At 50.5% G+C, this 21,851-nt stretch carries 21 protein-coding genes and 1 pseudogene; 9 read left to right on the top strand and 13 right to left on the bottom strand.

Annotated features, from left to right (window positions below; translation table 11 throughout):
• Nucleotides 1-15 precede the first annotated feature (15 nt).
• Nucleotides 16-858, top strand: a complete 843-nt coding sequence (locus O3682_RS06245; protein WP_371509067.1) for a cell division protein — start codon at nt 16-18, stop codon at nt 856-858.
• 396 nt (nt 859-1,254) lie between these two features.
• Here O3682_RS06245 and O3682_RS06240 read toward each other — a convergent pair whose 3' ends face one another.
• Nucleotides 1,255-1,773: a DUF4189 domain-containing protein gene (locus tag O3682_RS06240; protein ID WP_371509065.1), complete on the bottom strand. Its 519-nt coding sequence runs from the start codon at nt 1,771-1,773 to the stop codon at nt 1,255-1,257.
• Between the two features lie 217 nt (nt 1,774-1,990).
• A complete protein-coding gene (locus O3682_RS06235) occupies nt 1,991-2,512 on the bottom strand; it encodes a DUF4189 domain-containing protein (protein ID WP_371509064.1) in 522 nt (173 codons plus the stop codon).
• Between the two features lie 257 nt (nt 2,513-2,769).
• Between O3682_RS06235 and tldD the strand changes: the two genes are divergently transcribed.
• Genes tldD through prmC form a run of 3 tightly spaced genes read left to right on the top strand, consistent with a single transcriptional unit; the run spans nt 2,770 to nt 5,529 of the window.
• On the top strand, nt 2,770-4,212 hold the full coding sequence (gene tldD / locus O3682_RS06230) for a metalloprotease TldD (RefSeq protein WP_371509063.1): 1,443 nt from the start codon (nt 2,770-2,772) through the stop codon (nt 4,210-4,212).
• 53 nt (nt 4,213-4,265) lie between these two features.
• On the top strand, nt 4,266-4,727 hold the full coding sequence (locus O3682_RS06225; RefSeq protein ID WP_371509062.1) for a hypothetical protein: 462 nt from the start codon (nt 4,266-4,268) through the stop codon (nt 4,725-4,727).
• Entirely contained in the window at nt 4,717-5,529 is an 813-nt protein-coding gene (prmC, locus tag O3682_RS06220; RefSeq protein WP_371509060.1) for a peptide chain release factor N(5)-glutamine methyltransferase, read from the top strand. The genes O3682_RS06225 and prmC overlap by 11 nt, the downstream gene beginning before the upstream one ends.
• Before the next feature lie 83 nt (nt 5,530-5,612).
• Here the strand turns inward: prmC and O3682_RS06215 are convergent, their stop codons facing one another.
• From O3682_RS06215 to O3682_RS06200, 4 genes are all read right to left on the bottom strand, one after another.
• Complete coding sequence (locus O3682_RS06215) at nt 5,613-6,407, bottom strand: 3'-5' exonuclease (protein ID WP_342685637.1); 795 nt, start codon at nt 6,405-6,407, stop codon at nt 5,613-5,615.
• 772 nt (nt 6,408-7,179) lie between these two features.
• Nucleotides 7,180-8,049 (bottom strand): lipid A biosynthesis lauroyl acyltransferase, encoded by an 870-nt coding sequence (locus tag O3682_RS06210; protein WP_371509059.1) that lies wholly within the window; start codon nt 8,047-8,049, stop codon nt 7,180-7,182.
• A gap of 93 nt (nt 8,050-8,142) precedes the next feature.
• Nucleotides 8,143-8,688, bottom strand: a complete 546-nt coding sequence (gene ruvC, locus O3682_RS06205) for a crossover junction endodeoxyribonuclease RuvC (protein WP_371509057.1) — start codon at nt 8,686-8,688, stop codon at nt 8,143-8,145.
• A 9-nt stretch (nt 8,689-8,697) separates the two neighbouring features.
• Nucleotides 8,698-9,528: a carbon-nitrogen hydrolase family protein gene (locus O3682_RS06200; protein ID WP_371509056.1), complete on the bottom strand. Its 831-nt coding sequence runs from the start codon at nt 9,526-9,528 to the stop codon at nt 8,698-8,700.
• A 94-nt stretch (nt 9,529-9,622) separates the two neighbouring features.
• On the opposite strand from O3682_RS06200, the gene O3682_RS06195 reads away from it, so the two are divergent.
• The 4 genes and pseudogenes from O3682_RS06195 (at nt 9,623) to O3682_RS06180 (ending at nt 12,100) form a co-directional block, all read left to right on the top strand.
• Entirely contained in the window at nt 9,623-9,922 is a 300-nt protein-coding gene (locus tag O3682_RS06195; RefSeq protein WP_371509055.1) for a porin, read from the top strand.
• A 301-nt stretch (nt 9,923-10,223) separates the two neighbouring features.
• Nucleotides 10,224-10,418, top strand: a pseudogene (locus tag O3682_RS06190) (CsbD family protein).
• A gap of 72 nt (nt 10,419-10,490) precedes the next feature.
• The gene (locus O3682_RS06185) at nt 10,491-10,649 is read left to right on the top strand and encodes a DUF1328 domain-containing protein (RefSeq protein WP_039862543.1); all 159 of its coding nucleotides are present in this window, start codon (nt 10,491-10,493) and stop codon (nt 10,647-10,649) included.
• Between the two features lie 158 nt (nt 10,650-10,807).
• Nucleotides 10,808-12,100 (top strand): valine--pyruvate transaminase, encoded by a 1,293-nt coding sequence (locus O3682_RS06180; RefSeq protein WP_371509053.1) that lies wholly within the window; start codon nt 10,808-10,810, stop codon nt 12,098-12,100.
• Between the two features lie 68 nt (nt 12,101-12,168).
• Here O3682_RS06180 and O3682_RS06175 read toward each other — a convergent pair whose 3' ends face one another.
• From O3682_RS06175 to O3682_RS06145, 7 genes are all read right to left on the bottom strand, one after another.
• On the bottom strand, nt 12,169-12,927 hold the full coding sequence (locus O3682_RS06175) for an iron ABC transporter ATP-binding protein (RefSeq protein WP_371509051.1): 759 nt from the start codon (nt 12,925-12,927) through the stop codon (nt 12,169-12,171).
• Nucleotides 12,928-13,010: 83 nt separating this feature from the next.
• Nucleotides 13,011-13,637: an FmdE family protein gene (locus O3682_RS06170; RefSeq protein WP_371509049.1), complete on the bottom strand. Its 627-nt coding sequence runs from the start codon at nt 13,635-13,637 to the stop codon at nt 13,011-13,013.
• 140 nt (nt 13,638-13,777) lie between these two features.
• Complete coding sequence (locus O3682_RS06165; RefSeq protein WP_371509048.1) at nt 13,778-15,643, bottom strand: acyltransferase family protein; 1,866 nt, start codon at nt 15,641-15,643, stop codon at nt 13,778-13,780.
• A gap of 129 nt (nt 15,644-15,772) precedes the next feature.
• Nucleotides 15,773-16,744: an iron chelate uptake ABC transporter family permease subunit gene (locus O3682_RS06160; protein ID WP_063068312.1), complete on the bottom strand. Its 972-nt coding sequence runs from the start codon at nt 16,742-16,744 to the stop codon at nt 15,773-15,775.
• A complete protein-coding gene (locus O3682_RS06155) occupies nt 16,734-17,702 on the bottom strand; it encodes an ABC transporter permease (protein WP_371509046.1) in 969 nt (322 codons plus the stop codon). The genes O3682_RS06160 and O3682_RS06155 overlap by 11 nt, the downstream gene beginning before the upstream one ends.
• A gap of 231 nt (nt 17,703-17,933) precedes the next feature.
• Nucleotides 17,934-18,896 (bottom strand): siderophore ABC transporter substrate-binding protein, encoded by a 963-nt coding sequence (locus O3682_RS06150; RefSeq protein WP_371509044.1) that lies wholly within the window; start codon nt 18,894-18,896, stop codon nt 17,934-17,936.
• Nucleotides 18,897-19,011: 115 nt separating this feature from the next.
• Nucleotides 19,012-21,057, bottom strand: coding sequence for a TonB-dependent siderophore receptor (locus O3682_RS06145; protein WP_371509042.1), 2,046 nt, complete (start codon nt 21,055-21,057; stop codon nt 19,012-19,014).
• A 415-nt stretch (nt 21,058-21,472) separates the two neighbouring features.
• On the opposite strand from O3682_RS06145, the gene groES reads away from it, so the two are divergent.
• The gene (gene groES / locus O3682_RS06140; RefSeq protein WP_003684150.1) at nt 21,473-21,760 is read left to right on the top strand and encodes a co-chaperone GroES; all 288 of its coding nucleotides are present in this window, start codon (nt 21,473-21,475) and stop codon (nt 21,758-21,760) included.
• Nucleotides 21,761-21,851 lie beyond the last annotated feature (91 nt).

The raw sequence follows: 21,851 nt of genomic DNA, 5'->3' as shown, positions 1-21,851 counted from the left end.
AAAGGAAAACGCATCATGAAATGGCTGTTTGCGGTCTTGGTCGCACTCAACATCATTGTTTTTGGCAGCATGGTTGCCTATCGGACACAACATAAAACCGCCAAACCCGAATCTGCTTTGGAAGGCGGTACGCACGAATTATTGCGCCCGTCTTCTTTGGACGCACCCAAAGCCGAGCCTCAGCAGGCATCGCAACCCGATTGGGTGGCGGATGAATCAGACGGCCTGATTATGGCAGAACCTGAATCCGAAGAAGCAGAAGCCTTGCGTAAAAAGCAAGAAGCGCAGCAGTTGAAAGAGAAAAAAGAAAAAATGCGCCGCGAGAAAGAAGCGCAAGAACGCCGCGCCGCCGAAGAAGAGATGGACGCGGCCGGCGTGGAACGCTTGTGTACCAGCAGCGCCACCGTAGTGATGGATGAAGACGATTACCACCGCATCAAAGGCCTGTTGGGCAAATGGCCTCATGCGGCCAGCCGCAGTATCGAAAAACGCAACGGTGCATCCGGTGGCGAGATTTCTTCCAAAACCTTCCGCGTGGTCTTGCCTGCCGACGGCGACACTTCCGCCCAGCTTGATGCCTTGGGCAGCCGTGGCTTTAGCGGCAGCATTCACAACGGCGAAATCAGCATTGACGTAACACGCAGCCGCTCTTCCGCCCAAGTTTTGATTTCACGCTTGTCCAGCGCAGGTTTCGGCGGCGCGCGCATTGTTGAGCAGGAAGACAGAAGCGTACCCGATACCGGTTTGAGCGTAGCGCGCATGACCGTGGTCTTTATGGCGGTTGATGAGCGCGATGCCCAAGACATCAGAAACATTGTCGGCCGTTATGGTAAATTGAACATGAAAACCTGCCGGTAATCAGGTCTTTTTAGTTTCAGACGGCCTGATCAGCAGCCGGCCAAGTCTGATAAACCGAACGCCACAAAACATGAAACCCACTGTATCGGCAGTGGGTTTCATGTTTTTCGGTTTTGAGTATCTGATATAAAGGGGAACAGGTATGTTTCGTATATGCGCACTCCGAGTATCAAGAGATAATGGGGAAGAGGGGGGATAAAATCTGTCGTTTAATGGCTCGGATTAGGACGTCTTCCGAGTGAGTTTGATTATACGCTAATAATAACTATTATCAATAGCAAAATTGAAAAAATAAGGGATTTTTCTATAATATATTGTTTTGTATGAGAATTAAATTTCAGTATCGTCTTTGCCATGATTGAAAAGGCCGTCTGAATAAAGACGGCCTTTTGTCTATTAGAATTTAGGCAATGAGCACCCCTCGGGCGTAGTAATTCTGCATTGTACAGCTCCTGCATCTTGACATTTTCTTAAAGCTGTTGGTTCTGCTAGATTAGGGTCTTCGATTGCATAGAAAGTTCTTAATTTCTTACCAGTTTTTCCTTGGGCAACGGCAATACAACCATTTCTAACCCATGCCCCTACAACGCAGGGTGCATTTCGACCTCCTTGTTCACAAGCTCGAATAGCTTCTTTTTCAGCTAGAGCACGAGAGCTCATATTGAGTACTCCACCTGAAATACCAGTTTTAGGATTTACTGCCCATGCTCCATATTGAGAAGGAACTTTAATATTAATAATTTCCGTAGGCTGGTTCCGTTGATGCTGACGAGATGATGCACAGTTAGGATTGTAGCCATATTGACATAAACTAGGGTCATTTTGTAATGCGCCCCTAGTCGCATCATAGGTAGGATTAGCAACGCAAACATTAAGACTTGCCAGTCCTAGCAATACAACAAGTAACTTTTTCATTTTAAGTCCAATCTATTTATTATTTGAATCTTGATCAGCCTGCCGCTGCATCAATCATAAGATGATTTGTTATCTTTATTACGCGGCTGATGTTGAAATAGGGTAAGGCAAGCATTTCAACCCTATGTTTCAGATGGCCTTTTGATTTGTTTCAATCACTCATAAACCCAAGCAATCAACATATCCAAAGCCATATAAAATAACGGCACTTTGTCTATTAGAATTTAGGCATTGAGCAGCCTTCTGTTGTGGTAACTTTACATTGGGAAGTTCCCGAAGCCTGACACTTCTTTAATGCTGCTTGTTCAGAAAGGCCGGGAGCCTCCATTCCGTAAAATAGTCTACCATCTTTTCCTTGAGCAACGGCAATACAGCCGTTTCGAACCCAAGCCCCAATTTTACACGGCTTATTCTGTCCTCCTCGTTCACAGGTCTTAATAGCTTCTCTTTTTGCGGCAGCAAGTGAATCCATCTCAAGTGCTCCACCTGATATACCTGTTTTAGGATTGATTGCCCATGCACCATATTTTGAAGGGACATCGATATTGACAACCCTTGGTTGGTTCTGAGCATAACCATTATTAGAAGATTGTGGTCTGCCAACGTTATATAAAATTTGTCGGCCCGAGCTGTCGATAATACGACATGTTCCAGTTGCTGGTTGGTATTCACCGCCACAGCCATTGGCATAAACAGTAAGGCTTGCCAGTCCTAGCAATAAAACAAGTAACTTTTTCATTTCAATTCCAATCTATTTATTATTTGAATCTTTATCAGCCTGCCGCTGCATCAATCATACGATGATTTGTTATCTTCTTCACGCGGCTGACGTTGAAATAGGGTAGGGCAAACATTTCAACCCTATGTTTCAGACGGCCTTTTGATTTGTTTCAATCACTCATAAACCCAAGCAATCAACATATCCAAAGCCATATAAAATACCGTATAATCAAGACCAAATTAACTTTGCCTGCTTGTCGGGCCGTCTGAAAAATTATGCAACAAACCTACGCCGCCGTACAGCGAGATTTGCTCGAAGCCAACCATCTTTCCCCCGATTTGCTCGCCCAAAGCCTGAGCATTATCGGCGCCAACCATGTCGATTATGCCGACATCTATTGTCAGCGCACTGCTTATGAAAGCTGGCATCTGGAAGAAGGTATTGTCAAATCGGGCAGCTTTCAAATTGATCAGGGCGTGGGCGTGCGTGCCGTTTCGGGCGATAAAACCGCTTTTGCCTACGCCGACAGCCTGTGTATTGATTCGATTAACCGCTCGGCCAAAGCAGTTCGCGTGATTGGTGCGGCCGGCGGCGAAGCAAGCGTCAAAGTGCCGACACCTGCCTACGGCAAGCCTGTCCACATGGCGATTGACCCTATTGCCAGCCTCGATTCCGCTGCCAAAGTCGCGCTGTTGAACAAAGTCGAAACGCTGGCCAAAGCTGCCGATCCGCGTATTGTGCAAGTGATGGCTGGTTTGACCTGCGAATACGACATGGTGTACATCGCCCGTCTGGACGGTAAACACGCTGCCGATATCCGCCCGATGGTGCGCATGAACGTAACTGTAATTGCCAAGCAGGGCGAGCGTCGCGAGCAGGGCAGCGCGGGCGGCGGCGGACGTTATGATTTGGCGTATTTCGATGAAAACTTGGTTTGTCGGTTTGTCGATTCCGCCGTCAAACAAGCCCTGACCAACCTCGAATCCCGTCCTGCACCTGCCGGCGAGATGACCGTCGTTTTGGGCAACGGCTGGCCGGGCGTGTTGCTGCACGAAGCGGTTGGACATGGTTTGGAAGGCGATTTCAACCGCAAAGAAACCAGCGTTTTCTCCGGCCGAATCGGCGAGCGCGTGGCCGCCAAAGGCGTGACCGTTGTGGATCAAGGCGATATTGCCGACAGACGCGGTTCGCTCAATATCGACGACGAAGGCAATGAGACCCGCCGCACGGTATTGATTGAAGACGGTATTTTGGTCGGCTATATGCAGGACGAAACCAACGCCCGCCTGATGGGCACGCAATCGACCGGCAACGGCCGCCGCGAAAGTTACGCTTCTGCGCCTATGCCGCGCATGACCAATACCTTTATGGAAAACGGCGGCTATGAGCCGGAAGAAATCATCGCGTCCATCGACAAGGGCATTTACGCCGTCAACTTCGGCGGCGGACAAGTGGACATTACCAGCGGCAAGTTCGTGTTCAGCGCATCCGAAGCATGGTGGGTGGAAGGCGGCAAACTGCAATATCCTGTCAAAGGAGCGACCATCATAGGCAATGGCCCCGAAGTGCTGAAACACGTTTCCATGATAGGCAACGACACTGCGCTCGACAGCGGCATCGGTGTCTGCGGCAAAGAAGGGCAGAGCGTTCCTGTCGGCGTCGGACAACCGACACTGAGGATTGATGCCGGGCTGACCGTCGGCGGTAGCGAAATTTAAACGGCAGGCCGTCTGAAAGGTTTTCAGACGGCCTTTTACATTAGGATAAAACCATGCAGGAACAGAATCGGAAATCAAGTTTTCCCATCGTGATGTTGCTGGTGTCGGTTGCCTTGTGGATAGCATCTTTGTCCAATGTTGCATTTTATTTGGGCAATCATGAAAGCATGAAGGGTTTGACCGTTTTGATTTTGGGGTCGATATTTACTTCTTTGGATATCAGGTATTGTGCGGCCTATGCCAATTATGTTTGGTTGGCGGCCATTGTGTTGCTGGTGTTGCGGAAGAAGGTCGTGCCTATCCATGCGGTGCTTTGGGGTTTGGCGCTGGTGGCTTTCAGTGTGAAAGCCGTACACGTCGATGAAGCAGGGAATACATCGGATATCGTGCGCTACGGCGCCGGATTTTATTTGTGGTATGCCGCATTTGCGGTTGCCACCATCGGCACGTTTGCCGGAAAGAATAAGGAAAGAAAAGCCACAACGCTGGCAGATAGGACGAAAAATGACGCTTGATGAATGGTTGCGCCAATCGGCACTGCCCAAAAATGAAGCGCGGATGTTGTTGCAATATGCGCTGGGTTATACGCGTGCGCAGCTGGTGACACGCGGTACGGACGATTTGACAGACTCCGCCCTGCAAACCTTGGAGGCTTTGGTACAACGCCGTCTGAAAGGCGAGCCGATGGCCTATCTGTTGGGCGAACGCGAGTTCTACGGACGACGTTTTGCCGTCAATCCCCATGTGTTGATTCCCCGTCCTGAAACCGAGCATTTGGTGGAAGCCGTACTCAAACGTTTGCCGCCGCAAGGCCGTGTGTGGGACTTGGGGACGGGCAGCGGCGCCATTGCCGTGACCGTCGCGCTTGAACGCGTTGATGCCGATGTTCGCGCATCCGACATCAGCGTCGGTGCTTTGGATACTGCCCGTCAAAATGCGGCCGAATTGGGCGCAAAAGTGGAGTTTGCGCAGGGTTCGTGGTTTGATACCGACAGGCCGTCTGAAGGCCGATACGATGTGATTGTTTCCAATCCGCCGTATATCGAGGATGGCGATGAACATTTATCGCAAGGCGATTTGAGGTTTGAGCCGCAAAACGCGTTGACCGACTTTTCAGACGGCCTCAGCCATATTCGCCACATTACCCAAGAAGCCCCCAAATACTTGAAAGCCAACGGCTGGCTGCTGTTTGAACACGGCTATGACCAAGGCAAAGCAGTGCGGAACATTATGCTGGAGAATGGTTTTGCCGAAGTGGCAACCGAACAGGATTTGGCTGGATTGGATAGGGTCACGCTGGGGCGTTTGCCTGCTTAGTGGGCATGGTTTGTCGAAATATAAAAAAGGGCGTGTCGATCACGCCCTTTTGGTGTCTGGTTTAGCTGTTCAGATGGCCTGGTTTAACGCCAAGCAGCGACGAACTCCGCCCAGTGTTGTTTTTCTTCGGCTTGTGCGGCCAGATAATGTTTGATGCGTTTGATTTCGACTTCGTATTCGTCGGCATCGAGCGCGCCGCTCATCATGCGAAAGCGCATGTACATCAGGTAGGTATTGGCGGCATCGGTTTCGCAATAATCGCGGATGTCTTTCAGACGGCCTGCATGATAAGCGTCCCAAACCTTGCTGCCGTCCATACCCAGTTTGCCGGGAAAGCCGCAGAGTTTGGCCATATCGTCCAAAGGCACGCTGGCACGCGGTTGGTAGAGGGCGAGCAAATCCATCAGGTCGCAATGGCGGGTGTGGTAGCGGCTGATGTAGTTATTCCATTTAAAGTCGCGGCTGTCGCCAAAGTCGCCGTCACCCGTGTCCCAATAGCGGGCGGCGCTGATGCCGTGTATCAGGGCGCGGTAGTGGAGGACGGGCAGGTCGAAACCGCCGCCGTTCCAGCTGACGAGTTGCGGCGTATAGTTTTCGATGACCTCGAAGAACTTGGCAATCATGACTTCTTCGCTGTCTTCGGGATCTCCGATGGTGCTGACGCGGATTTTGTCTTGACCCCAGCGCATACAGCAGGAGATGGCGACGACTTGGTGCAGATGGTGTTGCATAAAGTCGCTGCCGGTTTTGGCGCGGCGTTGCTGTTGGGCAAATAGGACGACTTCGTTGTCGGGCAAATCGGCAGGTAAATCGTAAAGCTGGCGGATGCCGTTTACGTCGGGGATGGTTTCGATGTCGAAGGCGAGTATCGGAGTCATGGCGTGATCGGGTTGGATAAGGGATGATGTCATTGTGGCATGACGGCGCAGATAAAAAAAGAGGCAATCCCCCACAGGATTGCCCCAATACCTCAAATCAGAGATTTACGCTTCACAAACAATACAGGCTTTCACCTGCGGCTTTACAGATGCAGCTCAACTCTGCATCGGTAAACTTTCATTTCGGGCATTGCACCGAAATCCTCTAAAATACCGCAATTTCTTGCAATATCAGAAAATTGCTTACAAAAGTATCTAAAACCGGCGAAGGCCGTCTGAACGTTTTGTAATTTGATGTAGTGAAATTTACGCGAATTTTTACAGTTTGCCAAGTATTTTTTTCTGAAGGCTTGTCTTGGTATAAATTTCAGGTCTTGTCATATTTTTGCAATTATATTTCATAATTATTTAAAAATTAGATATTTATTTTATTTTTTTAAATTTTAATTTAATTTTATTTCATATTTTGAATGATTAAAATGTATTTTTTTAGATGAACTATTTTGCAATATGTTGTTTTTAAAAGAAATTAAATTTAATATGTAAATGAAAAGAGTGTATTGGGACTGATATTTTTCATTTGAGAAAAAATATAGGGTTGTTTGAAAGTTTCAATCACGATGAAAAAAGTTGTTTTTAAAGCATTTAAAGTGGAATATTATTTGATTGTTTGAACTCAAACATGAGTTTCGGTTTGATTCGATTAAAATGAAAAAGCGGCGAAAGAAGGATTTCGCCGCTTTTTGCATATTCAAATTGTAATTCAATGTAGTCAATAAAAGCTGTTTTCGCCTTCGGGACGGGTTTTGAAGCGTTTGTGCAGCCAGAAATATTGTTCGGGATGCTCGCGTACCCGCTCTTCGATGAAGTCGTTCATGCGCTGGGTGTCGGCTTCGACATTTTCGGTCGGGAAATTGTCCCAAGCCGGATAGAAGCGCAGGGTTACGGTATTGTCAGCTTCGCGTGTGGGAATGGCGGGAATGATTTTGGCTTTGGTCATGCCGGCGATACGGCTGAGGCCGGTAATCGTGGCCGTCTGAATGCCGAAGAAATTGACGAAAATGGAATCGTTGCGGCCGAAGTCTTGGTCGGGCAGATAAAGAAAGGGCGCATCGCTTTTGCGCAGGTGTTTGATGATGGCGCGCAGGCCTTCTGTGCGGCCGATCAGGAAAACATTGTTGTAGCGGTGGCGGCCTTTCAGGATCTGCTCGTCTAGGGCTTTGTTTTTTTGGTGCGAATACATGCTGGTCAGCGGCACATCCTGATTAAGCGTGTAAACCGCCATTTCAAATGCGGTAAAGTGCGGATAGAGGATGATGACTTTTTCTCTGGCGGCGAGGGCTTGGTCAAGATGGTGTTTGTCTTGATAACGCACCAACGAGCGCAGTTTGTCCGCAGGCGCGTACCAGTAGAGGCCGTATTCGAGCATCAGTTTCGCCATGTGTTGGAAATGGCGTTTGAGCAGGACGGTGCGCTGGCTGTCGTTCAGCTCGGGAAAGCATTTTTTGAGGTTGACCTCACCGACTTTGCGGCGCGGTTTGACTGCGTAATAGGCGAGAATACCGATCGCGTCGGCAATCTTGTGCAACACGCAAAAAGGCAGCAGGCGGATGAGGTAGAGAAAAAGGAAGGCGGCTTTCATGAAGGCTCGCTGTATGTAGGCAAAGGGTTATTATAACCGAAAGGCCGTCTGAAAACGGGCTGGAACACGATTTCAGACGGCCTGAATGTCGGCTTACCATTGGAAACGGCCGCGCTTGACCTGTAGGCCGTTGGGGTTAAGTTGCGAAGCCAATCCGTGATTGCGCAGGGCATGGGTGAGGGCAACGGCGAGTCCGTCGGCGGCATCGGCTTGAGGCGTGCCTGAAAGTGCGAGCATTTGGACCACCATATGCTGCACCTGCTCTTTGGCGGCCTTTCCCTTGCCAACCACCGCCTGCTTGACCTGAAGCGCGGTGTATTCAAACACGGTCAAATCGTGCATGACCAAAGCGGCAATCGCTGCACCGCGCGCCTGACCGAGCATTAACGTCGCGGCCGGGTTGACGTTGACGAACACTTGCTCGATGGCTGCCTGATGCGGCTGATAGTGGCGGATGATTTCATCGATATGGCGGACAATCACGGCGATGCGTTCGGAAAGCGACGCGCCGGTCGGCGTTTTGATACAGCCGGAAGCAACATAATGATGTTCGCGGCCGTGGACATCAATAACGCCGAAGCCGGTTACGCGACTGCCGGGGTCGATGCCGAGAATGCGTGTGGGTTGGAACTGGGACATAGTGCGTGTTTAAAGTAATCGGTGTTTCAGGGCAGGCAGGCGCGTGCGCACGCTTTGCAGGCGCGCGGTATCCAAATCGGCACAAATCACGCCTTCGCCTTCCGGCAACGTCGCCAACACATCACCCCAAGGGTCGATAATCATACTGTGGCCGAATGTGCGGCGGCCGCTTTCATGCAGTCCGCCTTGTGCCGATGCGATGACGTAGCATTGGTTTTCCACTGCACGGGCGCGCAGCAGTAATTCCCAATGCGCTTTGCCGGTCGTGTAGGTAAACGCGGCCGGCAACAGCAAAACATCAAACGGCTGCTGGGCGCGGAAAAACTCAGGAAAGCGCAAATCGTAGCAGACGCCGGCCGCTAGCGGAACATCGTCTACGCCCAGCTTCGGCACATCGTTGCCCGCCAGTATCGTATCGGCTTCAGCGTAGCGTTCACCCAAACCGGAAAAGCCGAAAAGGTGCATTTTGTGGTAAAGCCCGATTCGGTTACCGTCGCGGTCATATACAAGCATTGTATTCATCACCTTGTCAGCGTAGGGACTTTGAAGCGGAACTGTACCGCCAAACAATACCACGCCGCATTCCCTTGCCGTTTCGCTTAAGGCCGTCTGAAAACGGGTGTGGCAGGTTTCACCAACGCGTCCATCGTCCAAAGGCTCGGCAAATGCCAGCTTGTCCGTATCGTTTTTGCCCATCAGCGGCCAATATTCGGGCAGCAACACCCAATCCGCCCCTTGTTCGGCCACCTCGCGGACAAGGCGTTTCATCGTGGCAATATTGGTTTCGGGGTTGGTGGACGACACCATTTGCACAGCGGCGGCGCGTAAAGAGCGCATCATCAAAACTCCTGTCAGATTTTGCAAGAATTGTAACTTGTTTACGTACAAGGCCGATACAATCGCCTCACAATTCCTCTCCAAAAAAGGATAAACCATGAACTTGAAATTTCTCCTCACTGTCGCACTTTCCACCGCCGCACTCGCCGCACATGCCGACGTACAGCTTTACGGCAGCATCAAAAGCGGCATCGAAACCTCGCAAACCCGTTTCGGCGGCCAAACATACAGCCGAACCGCCGTTGCCGACCAAGGCAGCCACATCGGTTTGCGCGGCTCGCATCCGATTGGTGGCGGAACGAATTTTATTTGGGAAGTCGAGCAAGATACTCCGGTCGGCAAAAGCGGCTCCATCCGCCAAGACTGGCGCGAACGCCGCGAGAATTTTGGCCGTTAAAGGAAAGATTGGATAGTAAAGGCCGTCTGAAAGATTTTCAGACGGCCTGTTTTTTATAGTGAGGTCGATTGATTTAAAGAATACACTTAAAAGGCGGTAATCAATAATATCTTAATATTTTCAAAATTTAACAATTTTATATAACTTATTGATTAATTAAGAGATTAATAATATATTGGTTGATTGATTAAAAAATCAGCATTGTCTTTGCTTGAAAATTAATAAATTATCAAGTAAGGTTAAATGCAAGCGGTTTTATCCGTGAGTTAAATACTAATCAATAAGATAGGATGGTATAACCATGAATGAAGATATTATCAAATGAAAATGGGAGCAACTTAAAGGTAAAGCCAAAGAAAAATGGGGCGAGTTGACAAACGACGATTTGGACATCATCGAAGGCAAGCGCGATCAGTTGGCCGGTAAGCTCCAAGAGCGTTACGGTCGTACTAAAGATGAAGTTGAAAAAGAAATTGATGATTGGTTGAACAACTAAGACCGTTGAATTTCACAATAAACGGTCGTCTCTCCCTCGACCGTTTTTATATTAAATCGAAAGGAAAAAATCATGCTTCATTATTCGATCGTTTTCTTTATCATCGCTATTATTGCAGCTGTATTAGGTTTCGGTGGTATTGCAGGTAGTGCGGCAGGCATAGCCAAAATTTTATTTGCTGGTTTCTTGATTTTGTCGGTGATATCACTGATTTTTGGCAGGAAGAAATAATACCTGTAGACCGATAAGGCTGTTAAACCGATAAGGCTGTATCAAGCCACCATTCCGTCAAATAGGCCGTCTGAAAAATCAGGATAACTGGTTTTCAGACGGCCTTTGTTCTTATAATAGCGGTTTATTGTTTCCACACACTCAGCAACGGAGTTTCCATGCAGTTTTCAGCATTCGGCGAAAAATTCACACAACACAGCGGTATTTTGCAGTTGATGGACGATTTGGGCGACGCGCTCAAAAGTGACAAGCCCGTCAACATGCTCGGCGGCGGCAATCCGGCGCGAATTGCCGAAGTCAATGCGGTGTTCGCCGATGTGTTTTCCAAGTTGGCAGCAGAACACGCTGTTGAGAATATCGGCAATTATTCCAATCCGCAGGGCGATGCGGCGCTGATTGCGGCTTTGACGGAGTTTCTCAACCGTGAATACGGCTGGAATCTGACCGCGGACAATATCGCGCTAACCAATGGTTCGCAAAACGCATTTTTCTATTTGTTCAACCTGTTCGGCGGTAAATTCAATCTTTCAGACGGCCAAACGGCTGAAAAAGCCATTTTGTTGCCGCTGGCGCCTGAATATATCGGTTATGCCGACGTGCATGTCGAGGGGCAGCATTTTATTTCGGTAAAACCGAAAATCGAAAATGTCGAACACGAAGGCGAAGCGGGATTTTTCAAATACCGCGTGGACTTTGACGCGCTGGAGAGCCTGCCTGAATTGAAAGAGGGCAAAATCGGTGCGATTTGCTGTTCGCGCCCGACCAACCCGACCGGCAATGTGTTGACCGACGGCGAGATGGCGCGTTTGGACGCGTTGGCGCAGGAACACGGGATTCCGCTGATTATCGACAACGCTTACGGAATGCCGTTTCCGAATATTATTTACAGCGATGTGACGCTCAACTGGCACGAAAACATCATCCTCTGCTTCAGCCTTTCTAAAATCGGCCTGCCCGGCGTGCGCACCGGCATTATTGTCGCCGCACCAGAAGTGGTCAAAGCCGTCAGCAGTTTGAATGCGATTGTGAACCTGTCGCCTACGCGTTTTGGTGCGGCGATTGCGGCTCCGCTGTTAAACGACGGCCGTCTGAAACAGCTGGCCGACCAAGTGATTCAGCCGTTTTACCATCAGCAGGCACAAACGGCGGTTTCCCTGCTCAAACGCGAATTGGGCGCGTATCCGTTGAAAGTCCACAAGCCTGAAGGTGCGATTTTCTTATGGCTTTGGTTTGAAAACCTGCCGGTTTCGTCGCAAACCTTGTACGAAATGCTCAAGGCCGAAGGCACGCTGATTATTCCGGGCGAGCATTTCTTTGTCGGCATTGATACGCAAGACTATCCGCACGCGCACGAGTGCATCCGCATGAGCATTGCTCAGGACGCGGAAACGCTGGAAAAAGGCATTGCCGCAATCGGTCGCGTGGTGCGCGGTTTGTACGATAAAAAATAAATGCTGTGAATAGGCAAAGGCCGTCTGAAACGTGGGTAATCGGGTTTCAGACGGCCTTTTTGTCGGATTTAGATATGGTGGATAACCAGTTTTTTGCCTTCGTAATCGAGGACGTTGACGTCCATATCGAATAGGGTTTTGATGTTTTCGGCGGTGAAAATATCGTTGGGCTTGCCCTGCATGGCGACTTGGCCGTTTTTCATGGCGACGACGTAATCAGCGTAGGCGGCGGCCTGGTTGATGTCGTGTAGGACGACGACGGTGGTGCGTTTGTGTTCGTCGGTCAGCCGGCGCAGGATTTGCATGAGGGAGCGGGCATGATACATGTCGAGGTTGTTCAGCGGTTCGTCCAGCAAAACGTAGTCGGTGCGCTGGCAGAACACCATGGTAATCATGGCGCGTTGGCGTTGGCCGCCGGAAAGCTCGGTCAGGTAGCGGTCGGCAAAGTCTTGCAGGTGGAACTCGGCAAGTGCTTCTTCGACGATGGTTTTATCCGTTTCAGACGGCCTGCCTTGGTGGTAGGGATAGCGGCCGAACATGAGCAGGTCGCGCACGGTAATGCGGCTCATGATGCTGTTTTCTTGGGTGAGGATGGAAAGCGTGCGGGCGAGTTCGGCGGTGGGGGTAGTTTTGATGTCTTTGCCTGCGTAGCTGATGTCGCCGTGTACCAAGGGCTGCAGGCGCGCCATAAAGGAGAGGAGGGTGGACTTGCCTGCGCCGTTCGGGCCGATTAGCGCGGTAATGCCGCCTTCGGGAATGTCGAGGCTGACGTCGTTGAGGATAGGGTTGCTGCCGATGGTGTGGCTGACGTTGCGGATGGTAATCATAGGCGGGTCCGAAAATGGGAAGTTGGGGTTTCAGACGGCCTTTCAGCATGAGGCCGTCTGAATTTTATTCCTGTATGGTGTTTTTAGATTTCGCTGACGGTGACAAATTCGGGATTGTCGGCTTGGTCAATCAGGAAGGCGCGGACGCGTTCTTGCCAAAGCTCGCCGAATTGTTTGAGTTCGTCAGCACTTGCGCTGCCGCTGACGGCTTTGGGCATAATGTCGCGCATTTGCGGCGCAAAGGGTTGGAGCGCGGCATTGAGGCTGACGGCAACGGTTTTGCCGGTATCGCGGCGGCGGAGTGCGAGTGTGCCGTTGATTTCGCCTGCACCAAAGGACAAGAGGTGGCGGCGGGCAAAGCGTCCGGCTGGGCCTACGCCGCCAAAGCCGGTTTCGGGTGCTGCGCCGGTAAGGAGTTGGACAACGGAAGCGGTAACCCCGGTCGTGCCTTCGTCACGCTCGCCCTGCATAAAGGCTTCGATGTCGCCGCGTTGCGGCAGCTCTGCGCCGTAAAGGGCTTTAAGGCCTTTGACCACCATCAGGTAGGCACCGGCGACGGTCGGGCAGGAGTGGCCGCACAGGCGCACGGCATCGGCGTAGCGGTAAGTGAGGATGCCGTTTTCGGCCGCGCCGAGGAAGTCGGCCAATGCGTCTTGGACGGTAATGGTCGGGGCGTCATTGAAGAATGAAGGGAGGCGTTCTTGTGTCATGAGGGTTGTCCTTTATGGGTTTGCTTAGGCCGTCTGAAGGTTTCAGACGGCCTGAAACCTTTGCGGCATACTGTTTGCTGCGCTTTGAGCGGCATTTGCATTCAGTATTGCGGCAAAGGTTTCGGACTGAAACTGCGGTGTTATTTTAGGAGTATTTGTTTGTCCTGTATAAATTTTTCCGCCAGTTTTGTCGCGCCGTGGGTATTGAGGTGGTTAGTGTCAAAATATATCGGCAGGCCGTCTATGGTTTTGTCTGCCGGAATCGGCCCCATGATGTTGACCCAATGCACGGTAGGCCGCTGTTTGACGATGTTTTCTATGGTTTTGTCCGCTTCGGCGGAGCGGGCAATTTCCGCTTTTTTATGTTCGGAAACGTATTGCATATCGATGCCGAGACGCTGTTTCAGGTAGTAATGGCGCAGGGGCAGTTGCGCGCTCATCGGCGTGTCGGCAAAGACGTAAACCTGTTTACCCTGTTGAATCAGAGTGTCGAGCATTTTGCCGAAATGATCCGTAAAACCGGGCTTGTCGGTATGCAGGAACCAACGTTGCGAGATAAAGACCACCGGATAGTTTTCGACCTTTTGTGCGATAAAGCGGTTGTAAGGGTTGCAACGGTTGGCACGGCGGTCACTTTGCGGCAGGAGGAAGCCGAAGGCAATGCCGCAGCTGTTGGACGAAATAACATCGGCGGCAAAGCCTTCCTGTTTGCCCACCATATCGATAAAGGGCGTCAGGTGGGCGGCGTGGGAGTCGCCCATCAGCAGGACTTTGCTGCTTTGGTTTTCTGCGCCGACCGCGCAGTCCGTTTTAGTCAAGGTATCCGCGCAGATTTTACTTTCATCAACCGTATATAGGTTTGCCTCGTATGCGGCCGGTTTGGCAGTCAGCAGGTAGCCGACGGCAGGAATCAGCAGGGCGAAATAGGCGGCTATTACCCCGATGAATTTCTTGATGGTGAAATTCTTTATCCGTCGTGCCGGTGTTTCAACGAAGTAATAGGACAAAACAGACAAGCCGGACATCAGTACCACTGCCAATACAATCGCGGACATTGGCAAAGCGTTGTCCATGTAAACATAGCGCATGACGGCCAAGACCACCCAATGCCAGAGATACAGCGAATAGGAAATCAAACCGATAAATACAACGGGCTTGAGGCTCAACAGTTTGGCGGTATTGAAGCCGTTTTGCGTTTGCAGGGTTTTGCCCGAGTAAATCAAGCCGCCAACCGCGGTACAGCACAGCAGCCGTTCGATATTGCCTTCGCCGGGCAATACGCCGTAAGGAAGCAGCAGCATGGCGGCAATCACCGCCATCATCACCCAGCCGACCAAAGGTGTGCTGAAACGGTCGTTGGTTTGGGAGGGCGGAATAAAGGCAAAAAGCGCGCCGATCAGCAGCTCATATGCGCGCACATAAGGCAGGAAATAAGGGTCCATGCCGAAGGTGGGCAAAAAGACGGACAGCAGGCTCAATACAATCAGCAAAAGGATGAATTGGCGGATGTTGCGCCCTTTGCTGAATCGGAAAAAGGCAATCAGCAAAACCGGAAAAACAAAGTAAAACTGCTCTTCCAGCGATAAAGACCAAATGTGTTGCAAAGGTTTTTCCGCCGCATCGGCATCAAAATAACCGCCGCGCCGTGCAAAAAACAGGTTGGCCGAAAACAGCAACGCAAACACTGCCGATTTGACGTATTGGCGCAGGTCAAACGACAAGAAAAAGATTGCGGCGGCCAAACTCGTACACAGCAATACGCAGGAAAAAACAGGCAAAATGCGCTTCGCGCGGCGTTTGTAAAACTCTAAAAACGAAAAACTGCTGTTTTGCATTTCGCGGCTGATGATGGTGGTGATCAGGTAGCCGGACAAAACGAAAAACATATCCACACCGAGGAAACCGCCGGGCAGCCAAGCGGCGTTGATGTGGAAAATAATAACGGCCAAGACGGCCAAAGCCCGGATGCCGTCCAAGTCGGGACGGTATTTTAATGTCGTACTCATTTTTTGTAATTTTAGTAAATTTAGTGATGTTTACTATGAGTACATGTCAGAAATTTAGTTTCATTTCAATAGTTAAATATTTTTTAACACAGGCTTCAGACGGCCTGAAGCTGTTTGGGCACGTTTAATTTATTTCTTTTTCAACACCAAATATAAAAATACCAATCCGCCTGCAAATTCGACGACCACGCTCAAAACGGCCTGCATGCCGAGGAAGTGCTCGAAGATGGTTTGCCCGCCGACCAATAGGATGCCGCCGACACAAAAAGTCATGGGCAGGCGGACGGAATGTTTGACCGACGGAGAAAAATGGTTGGCCAGCGCGGCAACCAGCAGGCCGAAAAAGCTTACCGGGCCGACAACGGCGGTGGCGGTTGCAACCAGTGCGGCGATCCACAACAGCAGCCATAAGGTATTGCGCGTGTAGTTGATGCCCAAATTGATGGCCTGATTGCGGCCGAGTAGGTAAACATCGAGGCGGTGGCGTTCGCGCCAGATTACGGCGGCGCTGATGAGCAACACGATTGCGCCGATACCCAACAATTCCGAGTGGACGGTATTGAAGGTGGCAAACATATTCGCCTGTGCGGCGGTAAATTCTTCGGGGTCAATCATGCGCGAAAGCAGCGACGACAGGCTGCGGAACAAAATCCCGAAAATCACGCCGATTAAAATCATGCGCGACAAATCGCGTCCGCCCTGTTTGATGAGCGTGTAGAACAGCAGCAGCGATCCGCCCATCATGACGACCAGTTCAAAGCCGAATTTACCCGTCAACGGCAGGGAAGCATAGCCCACGCCGCCGAGCGTAAACACCAGCAAGGTCTGCAAAAACACATACAGCGAATCGAAACCCAAAATCGAAGGGGTTAGAATCGGATTGTTGGTCAGCGTTTGGAAGAGTTGCGTGGACACGCCGACCGCATAGGCGACCATCAGCAGCGCGGCAAGCTTGGTCAGGCGCAGGTGCAAGACAAAGTCCCAATCGCCTTTGACGTTGAGCGTCATAAACAGGACGCAGGAAACCAGCAACAGCGCAAAGGCGACCCACAACGGACGGCTGCTTCCTGCCATAAAACCGATATTTTTTTCAGACGGCATGAGCAGGTTTCCTTAATAAAAGCCACAAAAACAAAGCCGTTCCCATCACGCCAAAAACCGTAGAGACCGGAATTTCAAACGGAAACACAATCACGCGTCCGATAATATCGCACAGCAACACCAAAGACGCGCCCAGCAAGGCCACCGCCGGCAGGCTCTGGCGCAGCTTGTCGCCCATCAGGCGGCTGATGATGTTTGGCACGACTAGGCCGATAAACGGAATATTGCCGACCGTCACGACCACCAAAGACGTAATCAGCGCCACAATAATCAGCCCCGACCACAGAATCGCCGTCCGGTTCAGCCCCAAATTCACGCTTACCGTTTCGCCCAAACCCAAAATCGTCAGCTGGTCGGCAATCAAATAGGCAAACAAAGCCAAAATCCCCGTTGCCCACAACAGCTCATACCGCCCGAGCAATACGCCGGAAAAATCGCCCTGTTGCCACACGCCGAGCATTTGCAGCATTTCGTTTTCATACGCGATAAAGGTGGCCACCGCCTCAATCACCCCGCCAAAAATAATCCCGACCAAAGGCACCATCAGTTGCGCGGTCGGCGGCAGGCGGCGGATCAGCAGCATAAAGACCAACATCCCGATCAGCGCGGCAACGGCGGCAACCGACATTTTTGCCAGCAGCGGCGCGGCCGGAAGCAGCAGGGTCATCAGCAGCAAACCCAAAGCCGCGCTTTGGCTTGCGCCCACCATCGACGGTTCGACAAAACGGTTACGCATCAAAATCTGCATAATCATGCCGGCCACCGCCATCGACGCACCCGTCAGCACAATCGCAAACGTGCGCGGCAGGCGGCTGATGAACATGACCTGCTGGCTGTCGGATAGCGAAAACAGGGCGGACCATTTGAATTCGGCCACGCCGACCGACAGGCTGACGGCAAACAACATCAGCAGCGCCACACCGTTGATCGCATTTAAAAATGAAGGTTTGTGAAACATAAAATGGTTCGGAAAAAAATAAGGCCGTCTGAAAGAAGGGTTAAGGTATTTGGCAAAAAAAGCAGGTTTGCCCATCATAAAAACAGATACAAACAGGCAAAAATTGTCCATTTGCACCATGTATTTTCAGACGGCCTAAATCCAATGACTTTAGGTCAAGCAGCTTGATTCTGTGCATCATCAAACCTTTCAGGCCGTCTGAAAGAAGCGGGCGGCTATGCCCACACGGAATTACTTGACCGCATTAAACGCATCGCTTACCTGTTTGGAAGCATTCAGCAATTCTTGCGCGCCGCCGGCCGCCAGATAAGTTTCAGGAACAAGGTAAACTACCTGTCCTTTTTTCCAAGCGGTTGTTTCGGCAACCAGCGGATTGTTCAACACATCTTTTGCCGCCTGGCCTTCTTCTCCGATGGCCGCACCGCGGTCTAAAACAAACAGCCAATCAGGGTTTTTCTCTTTCAGGTATTCAAAGCTGATAGGCTGGCCGTGGCTGCCTTCTTTAATCGATTCATCAACAGCGGGAACGCCGATGTCTTTATGCAACCAACCGCCCAAACGTGAGGAAGGGCCGAAAGCCGACATCTTGCCGCCGTTGACCAATACCACCAAACCCTTGCCTTTGCCTTGAGCAGCGGTTTTCGCCGCTTCAAAAGAAGCATCGATTTCCGCTTTCAGCTTGTCCGCTTCGGCCTGTTTGCCGAAGATTTGCCCCAGTGCGTCGATGCGCTCTTTAGAACTTTCTTTCAGATTGGCGGTTTCGGCGGTCATCTCGATGGTCGGCGCGATCTCGTTCAACTTGTCAAATGCTTTGGCTGCACGGCTGCCGATGATGATGAGCTGCGGTTTGTAAGCGTTGAGTGCTTCGTAGTCAGGCTCAAACAGCGTACCGGCAGGTTTCGTGGTTTTGAAATATTCGTCCAAGTAGGGCAGGCGGTTTTTGTCGACGGACAAACCGGTTTTCACGCCCAGTTTGTTTAAAGTGTCGAGCATGCCCAAATCGTAAACGGCGATACGCTCCGGATTTTGCGGCACTGTTGCTTCACCGCGCGTGGTTTTCACCGTCAGGCTTGCACCTTCGGTTTGGGCGGCAGAAGCAGAAGCAGTTTGCGCCTGATTGGAAGCAGAATCTTTTGGTGAACACGCACCCAAAGCGAGGGTGCAGCATACGGCTAAAGCGGTCAAACGTAACATAGAGGTTCTCCGTGGTCGGAAATAAAGTAAATCGAAATGATAACTTGTATCGGATTATAAAGCTAGACGCCGTCTGAAAACTTTTGTTTCCAGACGGCTTTTTCAAGCTGATTGCTTAGAAGCGGTAGTTCACACCCAAGCGGACATCGCGGCCGATACCCGGCAAGGTTTCACCGCGTTGGCTGTGCGGATAGTAGAACTTGTTAAACACGTTGTTGACGGCAAAGTTGACATTGAGTGTGTCTTTGCCCAGGGGTTTCCAGTTGGCGAATACATCGTTCACGCCGTAGCCTTTACGTTTGACTTCACCCTTGTCGCGAACCAATACAGAACCGGAGGCTTTTTGCAGGTAGCGTCCGCGCCAGCCGATTTCCAAATTCGGATTTTGGAAGCGGTAGGAGAGGGAGGTCGTCCAAGTGCGGCCGGTTTGTACGGCAAATTCAGGGTTGGCACTTAACAGGTTTTCAGGATGAGTATCGTAGATGCGCGGTTTGCTGTGGCTGACGCCGACTTTCGCCATCAGGCCACCTGTACGGTAGGACGCACCCAGTTCGTAGCCTTGGTTTTTGATGTAGCCTGCATTGACGATTTCGCGTACGCCTGAAATCGGGTTGCCAGCAGCATCATGGCGTTGCTGCGGACCTGCGACGGCATCTTTAATTTTTTGCCAGAAGTAGCTACCGTTGGCGGCAAAGCTGCCGTTGTTGTAGTTGAAGCCGATTTCGGTATTGCGGGCACGTTCGGCTTTGGTGCCGTCTGCAATCGACGTGATGGCGTTTCTGCGTCCATGTTGACGCAGTGCATCGTAAAGACGCGGGCTGCGGGATGCGTAGTTGTGGCTGGCACTGAAACTCCAGTATTCATGCGGTTGCCAAATCACGCCGAAGCTCGGGTTGACGGTGCCGTCGGAAACGGATTTGCCGTCATGGGTTTTGATGTCGAAATGGTCGTAGCGCAAGCCGCCTGTAAGGGTAAAGTCGCCGATGTCGTGGATGGCTTCAGCGTAAATACCGGCATCGCTTTTCTTCGGATTGCTCAAGGCTGAGCTGAAGAATACCGGTGGTTTGATTTCTTGATGACGGTAGTTGACGCCGTATTTGATCAATGTTTTTTCGCCAATGCGGCTGTCCAGATTGAAATTCGCGCCTTTGGTTTCGATAACGGTCGTATTCGGGCCGGGCAGGTTGCCTGCATAACCGTTTTTACTGTCATCGGCCGAATAGCGTTCATTTTTCATCAGGTAGGCGTTGGCATCCAGTTTTTCAACAAAGCCCAAATTGTTCGCCGTCCATGCCAAGTTGGTGTTGGAGAGGCTGGTTTCGCGGTAGGTCGGAGCTTGGCGTTCCAAGGTCAGACGCGGGTTGTCAGTGGCGGTAAACTCTTCACGGACGGTGCGGATGCCTCGGTGTTGATCATTCATGTGGCTTAATACTAAGCGGTGGTCGCCGAAGTTTGCGCCGATTTTGGCAAGATAGCTACGCTTGTCCAGCGCGCTGAATGGTACGGTTTTGCCGCCGTTGCTGTGTGTATAGCCTTTGCCGGGTTCGTAATCTTTTTCATCGTTGCGGCTGTAAGAGAACAAGCCATCAAAGTTGCCCGCTTTGCCGAATACGCTTGCACCGTAGCTTATGCCGTCATTGCTGGCATAGCCGCTGTTGAGGCGCACACCCCAGTTTTTGTCCAAACCTTTGAGCAAGTCTTGGGCATCGACTGTTTTGGTAATAATCGCACCGTTGGTTGCTCCGATACCGGCAGATGCCGAACCTGCGCCTTTTTGTACAGAGACGATTTTAACCAGTGCAGGGTCGATGATGAAACGGCCTTGGTGATACAGCATTTGGCTGTCGGAAGAGGCGTTATCCACCTTAATATCCACCGAGTTTTGACCCATGCCGCGCAGCGTCAGGAATTGAGATGAGCCGTTGCCGCCGCCGAAGTCGATGGCTGGTTCTTCTTTTAATAATTCGCGCAAATCGGTTGCCGTGCTTTCGTCTTTTTGACGAAGAGTGACGATATTGGTTTTGATCTTGCTGCCTTGACGGTCGCCTTTAACGGTAACGGTATCAAGCACAACATTGTCTTTGGCTTCATTTTCTGCATGGGCAAAACCGGCCGCCAGTGTCAGTGACAGCAGGCTCAGTCGGAACAGGGGTGTATTCATTGAGAAATGTCCTTAATAAAATGACAGTAATAAAAAATAAAAGCAAATAAAGAGAAATTATCTTTAAAATATGCAATTAAGAATAATCATCATTTATAATAATGAATTAAAAAGAAATAGTTGTAAAGAGTTGTGTTGCATTTGTAAAGGAATTGTGTTGTTTTTAAACGAATTTTGCAGTTTGTATGTCAGGCCGTCTGAAAAATAAGTGATCGGGCATTTTTGCGTATGAAAATATTTGGAAAGGCTGCATAGAATTTTTTACTTTTTCCCTTGAATTTGTCGCAGACAACCCAAATCTACCCGCCATTACGGCAGGCTTTCCATAAGCGTGTCGCTATTTCCAAGTAAACCGTGTCTGTCATGTCCGACAGACAATTGTTTTCAATCTATTTATTTATCGGAGCATTAAGACATGACCATCCGCCCTTTACACGACCGCGTAGTCGTCAAACGCTTAGAAGCTGAAGAAAAAACCGCCTCCGGCATCGTTTTGCCGGGTGCGGCTGCTGAAAAACCCGACATGGGCGAAGTAATCGCCGTGGGTGCGGGCAAAATCGGTAAAGACGGCGAGCGCCGTCCGCTAGATGTCAAAGTCGGCGACAAAGTGATCTTCGGCAAATACAGCGGTCAAACTGTAAAAGCCGACGGCGAAGAGCTGTTGGTAATGCGTGAAGAAGACATCTTCGGTATCGTTGAATAATTGTTGAATTAAGTTTCAGAACCAAAGGCCGTCTGAATCAAACATGAAGTTTTCAGACGGCCTCAAACAGATTTTTAATATTGATTTGGAG

Source organism: Neisseria sp. 27098_8_112, from assembly GCF_041433235.1.
Lineage (GTDB): Bacteria > Pseudomonadota > Gammaproteobacteria > Burkholderiales > Neisseriaceae > Neisseria.
The sequence above is the reverse complement of the archived record's forward strand: the minus strand, read 5'-3'. Positions and strand labels throughout refer to the sequence as shown.

Bases quoted from the DNA above. Each gene is read 5' to 3' on its own strand.
- groES (WP_003684150.1), top strand. From the start codon at position 21,473: ATGACCATCCGCCCTTTACACGACCGCGTAGTCGTCAAACGCTTAGAA.
- O3682_RS06215 (WP_342685637.1), bottom strand. From the start codon at position 6,407: ATGACTCCGATACTCGCCTTCGACATCGAAACCATCCCCGACGTAAAC.
- O3682_RS06155 (WP_371509046.1), bottom strand. From the start codon at position 17,702: ATGTTTCACAAACCTTCATTTTTAAATGCGATCAACGGTGTGGCGCTG.
- ruvC (WP_371509057.1), bottom strand. From the start codon at position 8,688: ATGTCCCAGTTCCAACCCACACGCATTCTCGGCATCGACCCCGGCAGT.
- O3682_RS06170 (WP_371509049.1), bottom strand. From the start codon at position 13,637: ATGACACAAGAACGCCTCCCTTCATTCTTCAATGACGCCCCGACCATT.
- O3682_RS06180 (WP_371509053.1), top strand. From the start codon at position 10,808: ATGCAGTTTTCAGCATTCGGCGAAAAATTCACACAACACAGCGGTATT.
- O3682_RS06160 (WP_063068312.1), bottom strand. From the start codon at position 16,744: ATGCCGTCTGAAAAAAATATCGGTTTTATGGCAGGAAGCAGCCGTCCG.
- O3682_RS06185 (WP_039862543.1), top strand. From the start codon at position 10,491: ATGCTTCATTATTCGATCGTTTTCTTTATCATCGCTATTATTGCAGCT.
- O3682_RS06200 (WP_371509056.1), bottom strand. From the start codon at position 9,528: ATGATGCGCTCTTTACGCGCCGCCGCTGTGCAAATGGTGTCGTCCACC.
- O3682_RS06225 (WP_371509062.1), top strand. From the start codon at position 4,266: ATGCAGGAACAGAATCGGAAATCAAGTTTTCCCATCGTGATGTTGCTG.
- O3682_RS06210 (WP_371509059.1), bottom strand. From the start codon at position 8,049: ATGAAAGCCGCCTTCCTTTTTCTCTACCTCATCCGCCTGCTGCCTTTT.
- O3682_RS06150 (WP_371509044.1), bottom strand. From the start codon at position 18,896: ATGTTACGTTTGACCGCTTTAGCCGTATGCTGCACCCTCGCTTTGGGT.
- O3682_RS06175 (WP_371509051.1), bottom strand. From the start codon at position 12,927: ATGATTACCATCCGCAACGTCAGCCACACCATCGGCAGCAACCCTATC.
- O3682_RS06245 (WP_371509067.1), top strand. From the start codon at position 16: ATGAAATGGCTGTTTGCGGTCTTGGTCGCACTCAACATCATTGTTTTT.
- prmC (WP_371509060.1), top strand. From the start codon at position 4,717: ATGACGCTTGATGAATGGTTGCGCCAATCGGCACTGCCCAAAAATGAA.
- O3682_RS06145 (WP_371509042.1), bottom strand. From the start codon at position 21,057: ATGAATACACCCCTGTTCCGACTGAGCCTGCTGTCACTGACACTGGCG.
- O3682_RS06195 (WP_371509055.1), top strand. From the start codon at position 9,623: ATGAACTTGAAATTTCTCCTCACTGTCGCACTTTCCACCGCCGCACTC.
- O3682_RS06240 (WP_371509065.1), bottom strand. From the start codon at position 1,773: ATGAAAAAGTTACTTGTTGTATTGCTAGGACTGGCAAGTCTTAATGTT.
- O3682_RS06165 (WP_371509048.1), bottom strand. From the start codon at position 15,643: ATGAGTACGACATTAAAATACCGTCCCGACTTGGACGGCATCCGGGCT.
- tldD (WP_371509063.1), top strand. From the start codon at position 2,770: ATGCAACAAACCTACGCCGCCGTACAGCGAGATTTGCTCGAAGCCAAC.
- O3682_RS06235 (WP_371509064.1), bottom strand. From the start codon at position 2,512: ATGAAAAAGTTACTTGTTTTATTGCTAGGACTGGCAAGCCTTACTGTT.